At 64.6% G+C, this 12,441-nt stretch carries 12 protein-coding genes; 7 read left to right on the top strand and 5 right to left on the bottom strand.

The window, feature by feature from the left end; translation table 11 throughout:
* Window positions 1-16: 16 nt before the first annotated feature.
* The 7 genes from cobS to U1702_RS09505 all read left to right on the top strand — a co-directional run bounded on the left by cobS (window position 17) and on the right by U1702_RS09505 (window position 9,061).
* On the top strand, window positions 17-1,021 hold the full coding sequence (gene cobS / locus U1702_RS09535) for a cobaltochelatase subunit CobS (protein WP_332723787.1): 1,005 nt from the start codon (window positions 17-19) through the stop codon (window positions 1,019-1,021).
* An 8-nt stretch (window positions 1,022-1,029) separates the two neighbouring features.
* Window positions 1,030-2,859, top strand: a complete 1,830-nt coding sequence (gene cobT, locus U1702_RS09530) for a cobaltochelatase subunit CobT (protein ID WP_332723785.1) — start codon at window positions 1,030-1,032, stop codon at window positions 2,857-2,859.
* 52 nt (window positions 2,860-2,911) lie between these two features.
* Window positions 2,912-5,308 carry a tetratricopeptide repeat protein gene (locus U1702_RS09525; RefSeq protein ID WP_332723783.1) on the top strand — a complete coding sequence of 799 codons (2,397 nt, stop codon included), beginning with the start codon at window positions 2,912-2,914 and terminating at the stop codon, window positions 5,306-5,308.
* Window positions 5,305-5,613 (top strand): ribbon-helix-helix domain-containing protein, encoded by a 309-nt coding sequence (locus U1702_RS09520; RefSeq protein WP_332723781.1) that lies wholly within the window; start codon window positions 5,305-5,307, stop codon window positions 5,611-5,613. The genes U1702_RS09525 and U1702_RS09520 overlap by 4 nt, the downstream gene beginning before the upstream one ends.
* Before the next feature lie 30 nt (window positions 5,614-5,643).
* Entirely contained in the window at window positions 5,644-7,962 is a 2,319-nt protein-coding gene (locus tag U1702_RS09515; protein ID WP_332723779.1) for a TonB-dependent receptor, read from the top strand.
* An 81-nt stretch (window positions 7,963-8,043) separates the two neighbouring features.
* Window positions 8,044-8,727 (top strand): Fe2+-dependent dioxygenase, encoded by a 684-nt coding sequence (locus tag U1702_RS09510; RefSeq protein WP_332723777.1) that lies wholly within the window; start codon window positions 8,044-8,046, stop codon window positions 8,725-8,727.
* A 115-nt stretch (window positions 8,728-8,842) separates the two neighbouring features.
* Window positions 8,843-9,061 (top strand): hypothetical protein, encoded by a 219-nt coding sequence (locus tag U1702_RS09505; RefSeq protein WP_332723775.1) that lies wholly within the window; start codon window positions 8,843-8,845, stop codon window positions 9,059-9,061.
* Window positions 9,062-9,064: 3 nt separating this feature from the next.
* On the opposite strand, the gene U1702_RS09500 is transcribed toward U1702_RS09505, so the two are convergent.
* The 5 genes from U1702_RS09500 to U1702_RS09480 form a co-directional block, all read right to left on the bottom strand.
* The gene (locus U1702_RS09500) at window positions 9,065-9,985 is read right to left on the bottom strand and encodes an FAD:protein FMN transferase (protein ID WP_332723774.1); all 921 of its coding nucleotides are present in this window, start codon (window positions 9,983-9,985) and stop codon (window positions 9,065-9,067) included.
* Window positions 9,986-10,068: 83 nt separating this feature from the next.
* On the bottom strand, window positions 10,069-10,902 hold the full coding sequence (locus U1702_RS09495; RefSeq protein WP_332723773.1) for a DUF4198 domain-containing protein: 834 nt from the start codon (window positions 10,900-10,902) through the stop codon (window positions 10,069-10,071).
* A gap of 15 nt (window positions 10,903-10,917) precedes the next feature.
* Window positions 10,918-11,421, bottom strand: a complete 504-nt coding sequence (locus U1702_RS09490; protein WP_332723772.1) for a DUF2271 domain-containing protein — start codon at window positions 11,419-11,421, stop codon at window positions 10,918-10,920.
* An 11-nt stretch (window positions 11,422-11,432) separates the two neighbouring features.
* A complete protein-coding gene (locus U1702_RS09485) occupies window positions 11,433-12,074 on the bottom strand; it encodes a PepSY-associated TM helix domain-containing protein (RefSeq protein ID WP_332723771.1) in 642 nt (213 codons plus the stop codon).
* Between the two features lie 86 nt (window positions 12,075-12,160).
* On the bottom strand, window positions 12,161-12,367 hold the full coding sequence (locus tag U1702_RS09480) for a hypothetical protein (RefSeq protein WP_332723770.1): 207 nt from the start codon (window positions 12,365-12,367) through the stop codon (window positions 12,161-12,163).
* Window positions 12,368-12,441 lie beyond the last annotated feature (74 nt).

The following is a 12,441-nucleotide window of genomic DNA, read 5'->3' as shown; positions in this document are numbered from 1 at the left end:
ACTATAGGACTCAGCGATGACCAACATTCCCAACACCCAGCCCGACAGCCGGGAAACCACGATCCTCGACGCGCCCGACAAGACGGTGAGCGTGCGCGATGTGTTCGGCCTCGATATCGACATGGAGTGCCCCGCGTTCAGCGAGGCGGACGAGCGCGTCCCCGATCTCGACCCGGCCTATGTGTTTGATGCCGATACGACGCTGGCGATTCTGGCGGGCTTTTCGCACAATCGCCGCGTGATGATCCAGGGCTATCACGGCACCGGGAAGTCGTCGCATATCGAACAGGTTGCGGCGCGGCTGAACTGGCCGTGCATCCGCATCAACCTCGACGCCCATATCAGCCGCATCGACCTGATCGGGCGCGACGCGATCGTGTTGAAGGACGGACAGCAGATCACCGAGTTCCGCGAAGGCCTGTTGCCATGGGCGATCCAGACGCCGACGGCTTTGGTATTCGACGAATATGATGCGGGCCGCCCCGACGTGATGTTCGTGATCCAGCGCGTGCTGGAGACCGAGGGCAAGCTGACCCTGCTCGACCAGAATCGCGTGATCCGCCCGAACCCGTGGTTCCGCCTGTTCGCCACCGCCAACACCGTGGGTCTTGGCGATACCAGCGGGCTGTATCATGGCACGCAGCAAATCAATCAGGGTCAGATGGACCGCTGGAACATCGTCGTCACGCTGAACTATCTGCCCGCCGCGGTCGAGGCCCAGATCGTGCTCGCCAAGAGCGGTGAATATGACAAGCCGGGCGGCAAGGAGATGGTCGACAACATGGTCCGTGTCGCCGACCTGACGCGGCGCGGGTTCGTCAACGGCGATATCTCGACGGTGATGAGCCCCCGCACGGTCATCACCTGGGCGCAGAATACCGAGATTTTCAAGGATGTCGGGTTCGCGTTCCGGTTGAGCTTCCTGAACAAGTGCGACGAGGCCGAGCGGCCGCTGGTGGCGGAATATTATCAGCGGGTGTTCGGGAAGGATTTGCCGGAGAGCGTTGTGGGGAAGGCGTAAGCCCCTAAATGGCCACCGACACCCCCCTCGACCAGTTCAAGTCCGTGCTTGCGGGCACCGCGCGTGCACTCTCGCACGAGCCGGAGGTCGAACTCGCCTTTACCGCCGACGCACCGGTGCAGTCGGGGCGGCATATCAAGGTGCCGATGCCGGGGCGCAATCTGCCGCCGGAGCAGGTGGCGGAGGCGCGCGGGTTCGCCGATGGCTTTGCGCTGCGAATGCGGCTGCACAACAGCACGACGCACATGAAGGCCGCGCCGAAGGAGGCCGTGGCGCGGGCGGTGTTCGATGCGGTGGAGACGGCGCGGGTCGAGGCGCTGGGGTCGCGTGGCTATGCGGGAATCGCGGACAATCTGGACCGGGCGCTGGAGATGCGGATGCGGTCCGACCCGATCAATCGTGCGCGTAACCGGGATGAAGTGCCGTTGTCGACCGCGATCCAGCTGCTGGTGCGTGAGCGGCTGACCGGGCGAGAGGCACCTGCCGAGGCGGCGATGGGGCTGGCGCTGGTGCGCGACTGGATCGAGGATCGCGGTGGTGCCGATCTGGATGCGCTGGCGTTGGCGATCGACGATCAGGCGGCGTTCGCCAAGCTGGTCGGCAATCTGCTCGAAGATCTGGAGCTGACCGAAGGCGAATTGGTGCCAGACGAGTCGGACGAGGGTGGCGATCAGGACGAGGGCACCGAGGAGCAGGAGCAGGACGAAGGCGAGGACGGCGAGCAGGACGGCGAAACCGGCGACGGCGAGGTCGAAGCACGCGGCGAGCAGAGCGAGTCCGAAAGCGAGGACGGCGAGAGCGAGCAGCAGGACGGCGAGTTCGACGATGCCGAGGGCGAGCCGGGCGAGGATGGCGAGGAGGGGTTGATGCCCGTTCGCCCCAACCGCCCGTGGTCCGAGCTGCCGATGCAGTTCGACTATAAGGCGTACACCACGGCCTATGACGAGGTGATCGCGGCGACCGACCTGTGCGACGAGGAAGAGTTGGACCGGCTGCGCGCCTATCTCGACCAGCAGCTGGTGCATCTGCAGGGCGTGGTGACGAAGCTCGCGAACCGGTTGCAGCGGCGGTTGATGGCGCAGCAGAACCGCAGCTGGGATTTCGATCAGGACGAAGGATTGCTCGACGCCGCGCGGCTGGCGCGGGTGGTGGTCAATCCGATGCAGTCGCTGTCGTACAAGGTCGAGAAGGATACCGAGTTCAAGGACACCGTCGTCACGCTGCTGATCGACAATTCGGGGTCGATGCGCGGGCGGCCTATTTCGATCGCGGCGATCAGCGCGGATATCCTCGCGCGAACGCTGGAGCGGGTCGGGGTGAAGACCGAGATTCTGGGCTTCACCACGCGTGCGTGGAAGGGTGGCCAGAGCCGCGAGAAATGGCTGGGTGAGGGGCGGGTGCCACAGCCGGGGCGGCTGAACGATGTGCGGCACATCGTCTATAAACAGGCGGACGAGCCGTGGCGACGCGCGAAAAAATCGCTTGGCCTGATGATGCGCGAAGGGCTGCTCAAGGAGAATATCGATGGCGAGGCGCTGCTATGGGCGCATAGCCGCCTGATCGCGCGGCCCGAGGATCGCAAGATCCTGATGGTCATCAGTGACGGTGCCCCGGTCGACGATTCGACGCTGAGCGTGAACAGCGGTTCCTATCTGGAGCGGCATTTGCGGCAGGTGATCGGGTGGATCGAGCAGAAATCGCCAGTCGGTCTGGTCGCGATCGGCATCGGGCATGATGTGACGCGTTATTACAGCCGCGCCGTGACGATCATGGATGCCGATCAGTTGGCGGGGACCATGGTCGAACAGCTCGCGTCGCTGTTCGATCTGGAGGGGTAAATCGACTTGCGTGGGGCATCGACCGACGGTTAGCCTGTGCGCGGAGGGATCGATGCCGGAGCCGTTCACTGCAACATTGCTGGGCGGCGCGGTGCTGAATGTCGGATGCGGCATCCTGACCAATTTCATGGAGCCGGGGCGGCGGGCAGCGGTGGCCCGTGTTGCCGGGTGGTGGCAGCAAGGCAAGACACCCGCCAATCACGATGTGCTGCGCGCCACGCACATGGCCTATGTCGCGGCGATGCGCGAAATGGCGGCGGCGGCGATCGCGTTGTTTCCGGAGGAGGAAGCACCGCGAGCGTTGAAGGCGCTGTGCGGCGAGGGGCAGTTTGCCGATTTCCGCTGGGACGGCGAGCATCTGCCGCTCGACGCGACGATGGCGCGGATCGATGCGCTATATGCGGCGCGCACGCGCGACGGGGAGGCGGCGGCATGGCGTGCCTATAACGAGCTGATCGTCGCCGACCTTGCCGCATGGGGGCTGGAAATTCCCGCGCAGATGGCGACGTTGTTCGTCGAGGGCATGCACGGCCGCGCACCATGGCATCTGACGTTCCGTGAGCATTTTTCCGATGCGTTGAAGGCGGACGGGGACCGGCCCGAGGGCGAGCGGGCGTTCCGGATTCTGACGTTCGAGGCGCTGGCGGAACTGCGCGCGGACGGCGCGGTGGTGGTCGATGCGGTGGGGCGGATTGAGGCGGGACAGGCCGAGGATCGCACGCGGGATGAGGCCTTTCAGCGGCGGACGGATGCGCGCAGCGAGGAAGTGCTAGCGCTGGTGAATGAACTGGTCGACGCGCGCCGGGCCGAGGCCCGGGCGCAACGGGTGGACGAACAGGAGTTGATCGCGCTGGCCCGTCGCGTGGCCGAGAATGTGTCGGATGCCGACGCGGCATTGACGGCACTTGGCCCGGCAATCGACAGTTTCATACGCATCCGCGATGCAGCGGGACGGGGTACCAATCTGGGTGAACTGGTGGACCGTGCGCTGCGGGAAATGGCCGAAGCCAATGCGCGGGAGGATTTCGATGCGGGCGCCAGAGTGGGTGCGGATGCATTTCGAGAATGGCAGATGCAACAGGATGCCGCCCGTCAGATCGGTCTGCGCCTGATCGAGGCGAATATCGAGCAGGCCCGCGTTGGATTCGACGCGGCAGCAGCGGCGAATTGGATATGCGAGCGGATGCGGGTGGAGGATGGGCGCCAGCTTGAGTTCAGCGCGCTGCGTGCGGAACAGGATCAATGGTATGAGTTGGGCCTACGCCAAGGGCTGCGGTTTGAACTGGATATATCGATAGAGTTGGCCGATTGTTGTATCGCGATTGCTCGAACCTCGGCTGAACGCGCCACGGGATTGAACGATAAGGCGAACGCCCTCCAGACACAGGGCGCGCGGACCGGGGGCGATGCGGGGCTGGCGCTGCTAGCCCGCGCGGTCGCAGCGTATGAGGATGGACTTGACGTCCGCACAAGCGACGCCATGTCCACCGACTGGGCGATGTCGCAAAACAATCTCGCCAACGCTCTTCAGACGCAGGGCGAGCGGAGCGGGGGCGAGGCGGGGGTGGCGCTGTTAGCGCGCGCGGTTGCGGCGTATGAGGGTGCGCTGACCATTTACACAAGCGAAACCGCCTCCGCCCAATGGGCGACGACGCAGAACAATCTAGCTGCTGCACTCTCGATTCTGGGCGATTGGACCGGGGGGGAGGCGGGCGTGCTGCTGCTGGCGCGCGCGGTCGCGGCATATGAGGACACGCTGACCGTCCGCACCCGTGACGCGATGCCCGTCGACTGGGCGATGACGCAGAACAATCTTGCCATCGCGCTCCGCGGGCAGGGTACGCGGACCGGGGGGGAGGTTGGGGTGGCGCTGCTGGCGCGCGCGGTTTCGGCGTATGAAGACGCGCTGACCGTCCGCACCCGTGACGCGATGCCCGCCGACTGGGCGGCGACGCAGAACAATCTCGCCAACGCCCTCTCAACGCAGGGTGAATGGACCGAGGGAGAGGCGGGGGTGGTGCTGCTGGCGCGCGCGGTTGCGGCGTATGAAGACGCGTTGACCGTCCGCACCCGCGACGCCATGCCCGCTGACTGGGCGATGACGCAGAACAATCTTGCCATGGCGCTCCAGACACAGGGTGCGCGGATCGGGGGAAAGGCGGGGCTGGCGTTGCTGGTGCAGGCGGTCGCTGTCTATGAAGACACGCTGACCGTCCGCACCCGCGACGCCATGCCTGTTGGTTGGGCAAGGACGATGAAGAATTTGGGGATCTCGTATTTGAGTATGGCCGCCCTGTGCGACGATCCGCTGCCGGATCTCATGCGCGCGGAAGCGGCGGTCATGAACGCGCTGACTATATATACGCCCGAGCACATGTCCCATAGTTATGGCACAGCGACCGCGCTGCTCTTTCGCATCCGAGAGCAAATTGCGAGCCTTAACGCATGACCGTTCCTGTTTCTCAACCCCCCGGCGGTTTTGCCGGGCCGGTAAAGCGCAGCATCACCATTGCCGGACACGCCACCTCGATCAGTTTAGAGCCGATGTTCTGGACCGCGCTGGAGGATGCGGCGCGGGCGTGTGACCTGCCGCTGAGCGCGTTGGTGGCGGAGATCGACCATTTGCGCATCACTACCCCCGACCCGTCCAATCTGGCGAGTGCGATCCGCAGCTGGCTGTTCGCGGCTGCGACAAATTGCGACAAGGTGAAAATGATTCGCAACAGCGTTGACACTGCGAACGACTCTCAATAGCTGTCGGCCCCGACAAAGAAGGGGCATTCCATGACACAAATTCTGCTCGATGGCCGTAAGGCTGCGCCCGCATTTCTCGCGTTGGCCGCGATCGGCTTCGTGGCCTCGGCACCGGCCTATGCCGCTGATCCCGTCGCGGCGTCGGACGATGCGCGTGAGGGCGACGATGTCGTCGTAACCGGGCAGGAAGTTCGGTCAGAACAGGAAAGCCCCAAGGCCACCCGTCCGGTGCGCGACACGCCGCAGACGGTGACGATCATCACCAACAAGGTGATCGAGGAACAGAATCTGCTCACCCTGCGCGACGTGCTGTCGACGGTCCCCGGCATCACCTTCGGCGCGGCGGAGGGCGGGATCGCGCCGAGCGACCAGATTACGCTGCGCGGCTATTCGGCTTCATCCGACATCACCACCGACGGCGTGCGCGACAGCGCGCCCTATTCGCGCAGCGATCCGTTCAACCTGGAGCAGGTCGAGGTCACCAATGGCGCGAACTCGGTCTATAATGGCTCTGGATCGGTCGGCGGATCGATCAACATCGTGACCAAGCGGCCCAAGACAGAGACCGAGGTTGCGGTGCAGGCCGGGGTCGGCACCGACGAGTACTATCGCGGCGCGGTGGACGCCAATGTCCGCGTCAGCGAGCAGATCGCGGTGCGGCTTAACGCGATGGTGCATCAGAACGACGTCCCGGGGCGCGATGTCGAAAATTACGAGCGCTGGGGCGTGGCCCCGTCGGTGACGATCGGGGTCGAGGGGCCGACCAGCCTGACGCTGCAATATCTGCATCAGGAGGACACCAACGTTCCGCAATATGGCGTGCCCTATTACAAGAACGCGTTCTTCGACGGCGCATTGCCGGGCATCGATCGCAGCGATTATTTCGGGTATCGCAACGTCGATACGCAGGAAGTGACGGTCGATCAGGCGACGATCACCGCCGCCCACGAATTCAGCGATACGCTGTCGATCCGCAACCTGACCCGCTGGCAAAGCGTGTCGCAGCTGTCGATCGTCGGGCCGCCACAGGGCACTTATTGCCTGACCGGTGGGATCACGGCGGCGGGTGCGGCATGTCCGGCGACGGTGCCGGTCGGATACTATCTGATCGGTGGCCCGCGCGGCAATCTGCGCGATACGACCAGCGAGCTGATGTACAATCAGGTCGATCTGTCGACGAGGTTCAGTACCGGCGCGATCGAGCACAGCCTGGTGATCGGCGCATCGGCGGGGTGGGAGACGTACAAGCTCTCGACCGGCAACGTCTATCGCAATGCCAATGGCACGGTCGCCAATGCGACCTTCCCGCTGATTAACTTCTCTAACCCGAACGCCGTCGTCCCCGGTCCAGCGGGCTTCACCTATGGCAGCAACATCTATACCGGCCCGGTGAACTATTTCGAGAGCGGTCGCCAGCGCGGCGAGGTGACCAACTATGCGGTGTACCTGTTCGACGCGATGAAGTTCGGCAAGTTCGAGATCAATGGCGGCGTCCGTTACGAGAATAACAGCGGCAATTACCAGACCGATGTCGGTGCCGCCGCGACGGTGACCGTGCCACAGGGTGCGATCGTCACCGGTCCGCGCTTCCGCAACGAGGCGGACCTGTTCACCTATCGCGTCGGGCTGGTGTTCAAGCCGGTCGAGGCGGTCAGCCTGTACATTGCGCATGGCAGTTCCGAGACCCCATCGCAGAGCGCGGTCAACGGGGCGTGCACGGCGCTGACTTGCAATGTCGCGCCGGAGAGTGCCAAGAATTACGAGATCGGCGCGAAGGCCGAGATCGGCGGGGCGCTGTTCAGTGCTGCCGTGTTCCGCAACGAGCGCGACAAATACAAGGTGCCGTCGAACGATCCGACGCTGCCCGATAACGTCCTCGATGGCCATTCGCGGGTCGACGGCATCGCGCTGAGCGCCAGCGGCAACATCACCTCGGCATGGTCCATCACCGCGAACTATACCTATCTGGAACCGAAGCTGATCCGGTCGGTCGCAGTGGGCGCGCCCGATCCGGCGGCGGGTGCAGAGTTGCAGAACACGCCGAAGCATTCGGGCAGCCTTTATACCACCTATACGCTGCCGTTCGGGCTGAAGCTGGGATACGGGGTGACCTATCAGGGCAGCTTTGCGCTGAACCTGCCGACGGCGGCCTCCGCGACCGTCTATCGATCGGACGATTACTGGGTCCACAATGCGTCGATCTCGTACGACATCAACGCGGATTTCAGCGTGCTGGTGAACGTCAAGAACTTCACCGACGAGCTATATTATACGCGCATTCGCAACAATGGCTGGGCGACCCCCGGCGATGCGCGGGCGGCGGTGCTGACCGTGGGATACCGCTTCTGACAAGGGGGTGGAGCGGGTGGTGGGTCGTTCTTACCCTCCGGCCCATTGCCCGCTCCAACGGATGAAGGTTATGCGCTACCGATGATGATCGCCATTCCCGAACTGCTCGATGTCGACGCGGTTGCGCGGGTGCGGAGAATCATCGACGCCGCCGAATGGGTGGATGGCAACGTTACATCGGGCCATCAGTCGGCGCTGGTCAAGAAGAACGAGCAACTGCCCGAGGGGAGCGCGGCGGCACGCGAGGCAGGCGCGATCGTGTTGGATGCGCTGGGCCGCTCGCCGCTGTTCTTCGCGGCAGCACTGCCGCTGAAGGTGTTTCCACCCTTGTTCAACCGTTATGGCGAGGGACAGACGTTCGGGACGCATGTCGACAATGCGATCCGCATTCAGCGCGGGACCGAGTTCCGCATTCGCAGCGACCTGTCGATCACGATCTTTCTGGACGACCCGGCGGCCTATGATGGCGGTGAGCTGACGGTCGAGGATCATTTCGGGGTGCAGCGCGTGAAACTGCCCGCCGGACATGCGGTGGTCTATCCTTCGTCCAGCCTGCACCATGTGACGCCGGTGACGCGCGGGGTGCGGGTGGCGAGCTTCTTCTGGCTGCAGTCGATGGTCCGCGACGATGGCGCGCGGCGAATCCTGTTCGACCTGGACCAGAATGTGCAGCGGCTGACCGGGCAGCTGGGCGGGGCCGATCGGTCGGTGATCGAGTTGACGGGGGTTTATCACAATTTGTTGCGGCGCTGGGCGGACGCCTGACCGTCACTTCAGTGCGCGCACGTCTAAGCTGAAATCCGACGTTCCCACCTTAGGCCTAGCGCGGCATAGTGATGCAATGAAGGTGAAACGAACACTTCTGAAAACTGCCATCACTATGGCCAATTTCACGCCGTTTCTCCCATTGGTGGAGATGCTGCTGTTCCAATCGGTGTGGTCGCTTACGATTCCGGTATTAAACATCGCGCCGCTGATTTTCATGCGCTGCGCAAATTGCGGCGTCAGTTTGGGAAATGAGCGGGTGGCATCACGTAAATGGCCGATGAGCAGTGCGATCGTCGATAAGTGCCCCGTTTGCAGTCAGCCTATGGCTTAGAGTTCAGCCGAGCATGCCCAGCAGCGCGAGCGAGAGCAGCTCTCGGGGCTGCCCGGCCTTGCGGACGAGCATGTGCGCCGCCAGCCCTTCGCGCTCTGCCAGCGCCATTCCCTCATCCGGGCCGAGGACGGTGAGCGCGCTGGCCCAGGCGTCGGCATGCATGCATTGGTTATGGATGACGGTGACCGATACGACATGGTTGGTGATGGGTCGCCCGGTGCGCGGATCGATCGTGTGGGCATAGCGGGTGCCGTCCGCCTCGAACGCGCGGGCGTAGTCGCCGCTGGTGGCGACGGCGATGCCGTGCAGGGCGATGCGTAGCGGGGCAAACGCAGTGCCGGGCGGGGTCTCCAGATCGACCCACCACGGCTGGCCATCGGGCTGAATGCCTGCACCGACCAGCTCGCCGCCGATCTCGACGAGGAAATCAGCGCAGCCGAGCGCGCGGAGACGCGCGGCGACGGTGTCGACGGCGTAACCCTTGGCGATGCCGGACAGGTCGAGCCGGACGGCGCGGGTGCGGCGAAGGCGAAGCAGCAGCGGATCGAAGTCGAGCGCATCGCGGCCCGAGGCGGTATGGGCGGCGGTGATTTCGGCTTCGGTGGGGGTGTCACTGCGCGGGCCGGACGGGCCGAAGCCCCAGAGATTGGCGGGAACGCCCATAGCGGGATCGAACGCGCCGTTGGATCGATCGGCGATGTCGAGCGCGGCGGTCATGACATGCGCGAATTCGGGGGCGATCGGGTGCCAGCTGCCGGGGGTGGTGGCGTTGATGCGGCTGAGCTGCGACGCGGACTCCCACTGGCTCATCTGGGTAATGACGGTGTCGAGGACGGTGGCGATTTCCGCCGCGATGCCGCGCGGCGGATCGACGATCTTTGCCGACCAGCTGGTCCCCATCGTCACGCCGTCGAGCTCACGCACCCCCGCCTGTGCCCGCCGCCGGTGGAAGGCAGCGGCGGACAGGGTGGCGGGGATGGCGATGCGGGGTTCCGGGCGCGGCGGCGTCAGGGCGCCATCACCTCAAGCGTCGTCACATAGCTGGCACGGCGACCGCCGGGGGCAGGGGGGGCGCCCTCCTCACGCTCGGTGCGCGGGGTGGTGACGTTGATCCAGGTCATGCCGGGGTCGGTCCATTTGACCGTGACCTTGCCGTCCGCGCCAGTCTTCAAATCCTGTTGCCGGAGCTGATCGCGGTAGCGGATGCCGCCGGGGATGACGGTAACCGGCAGACCCGCAGCAGGCTTGCCGTCGAGCAGGAACTGGAAGGTCGCGTCCTCACCCATGACAAGGTCGGTGGGGTGGGTGACGGGGACCAGTTCGATACCCTTGCCGGTCGGTTTGAACACGGTGTCGGTCGGTTCGCCAGCGGTGACGAAGATTTCGTTGCGGTTGCTGCTCTCGCTGGTCTGAACGTCGGTGGCACCGGCAGGAATGGCTGCGGCAAGCGTTGCGGTGGTGGTGCCGCGCGGCAGGCGCTTTTCCTCGCCGTTCAGCTTGTACGTGCCCATCACGCCGTCGGTGGCATAGAAGATCTTGTAGGTGCCACGCTTTTGGATCTGGACGTCGAACGTCGAGCGATAGCGGCCCTGACCCTTGTTCTTGATCTCACCCGGCGTGCCGTCGGGCAGGAGGACGCTGACATCGGCGCGCAGCGGCTGATGTTCGAAGTAGAACAGGTCGTTGGAGACGGCGGCGTCGACCGTGACCCAGACATCGTCGCCCTCGCCCGAGACGACGGTGAGCGAGGGCAGCATCCACTGGCGATGCGCCTGCACGGTGGCGGGAATGGCGATGGCGACTGTCGCGGCGGCGGCGATCAGCGTGTTGCGGAGTTTCATGATTGCGTTCCCCTGTTAGCGCTTGATGGTGAGCGTGACGGCACCCAGTTCGGATTTTCCGGCGGCGCGGACGGTCCCGCCCTTGGGCAGCGAGAAGGGCAGGCGGAGCAGTTCGCGGCCACCGACTTCGCGTGCGGCCTCGACCACCAATGTATAGTTGCCGGGCGAGAGCGGCGGCTTGAAGCTGACCTTGTGCGTGCCGGGTGCCTTGGTCGCGCCGGTGACACCGGCGGCGGGGAAGCGCATCGTGCGGCCCGAGGCACGCCACCACTGGCGGACGTCGCGCAGCCATTTGGTGCCTTCGTTCGCCTTCATGTCGTCGTCGTACCAGACGGCCAGCGACTTTGCCGGGCTGCCCTCTTTCTCCAGCCAGATCGCTACATAGGGCCGGTGATATTCGGCGACGGTCAGGCGCGGGATGGTGACGCTGACATCGAGGGTCTGCGCGGCGGCCATGCCGGGTGCGAACAGGCCAGCGCCGAGCGCGGTGGCGGTAAGGCCGGTGAGGCGGATGTGCATGGGATGCTCCGTCAATGGATGAAGAAAATGGCGAGGATGGCGGGGATGACGAGACCGGCGATGACCAGCGGCCAGGTGCTGGGGCGGCTCTTCGCGTGCATTTGCAGCAGCACGAGGCCGGTCAGCGAGAACACGACACAGGCGAGCACGAAGATGTCGATGAACCATTTCCACACGGTGCCGCTGTTGCGCCCCTTGTGCAGATCGTTCAGCCACGCGATCCAGCCGCGATCGGTGGCTTCGGTGGTAATCTCGCCGGTCTCGCGGTCGATCGCCACCCAGCCGTCGCCGCCGGGGCGGGGAAGGGCGAGGTAGATTTCGCCGGATGACCAGTCCGCGATACCGGTGGCGCGGGTCACGGGGAGGTTGGTTTTAACCCAGTCGGCGACCGGGGTGGGGAGCGGCTTTTTCGCATCCGGCGCGTCATCGGGTTTGATCGTGGCGAGCAACGGGGCGGGGAGTTGCGCCTTTTGCTCAACGACTGTTGGCGATCCTTCGATCTCGGCGGCGTGATTGAGCGTGAAGCCGGTGATGGCGAACAGCAGCAGCCCGACCAGACTGACCGCCGAGCTGATCCAGTGCCAGGTGTGCAGCTGCTTCAGCCAGAAGGATTTCCGGCTGCGTTTGCGGGGGGCCGGGGTCGTTCCATGCATGAAGCGGCGCGTTCCAGTTGCGAGTCGTTCGCGGGATTAGCGAGAACGATTCGCAATTGCAACGCACACGGCGCGAAGTCCGGCTTTCAGCTCTCGGCCTGATCGCGCTTATATTGTTCGCGGCGAGTCTCGGCGCGCGCCTGATCGCGCTTCCTGTCACGGGCCATGCGTTGCCCGCGCGAGCGATACCACATCATCCGCGCGAACACGGCTCCGCCAACTGCAAGGATAGCGAGCAGGCCATAAGCCAAGATCAGGCGCGTTTCGACGACACGTCTCCAAGTGGTGCGCACGGGCGCGCGGCCGGTGTTTACGCCCGTTGTAATGCTTTACCTAACCGTAAATGCTGCGATTGCGAGCATCGCCT

Origin of the sequence: Sphingomonas sp. LT1P40 (genome assembly GCF_036663835.1) — a bacterium.
Classification (GTDB): domain Bacteria; phylum Pseudomonadota; class Alphaproteobacteria; order Sphingomonadales; family Sphingomonadaceae; genus Sphingomonas.
This window is presented reverse-complemented; position numbering and strand designations above follow the sequence as displayed.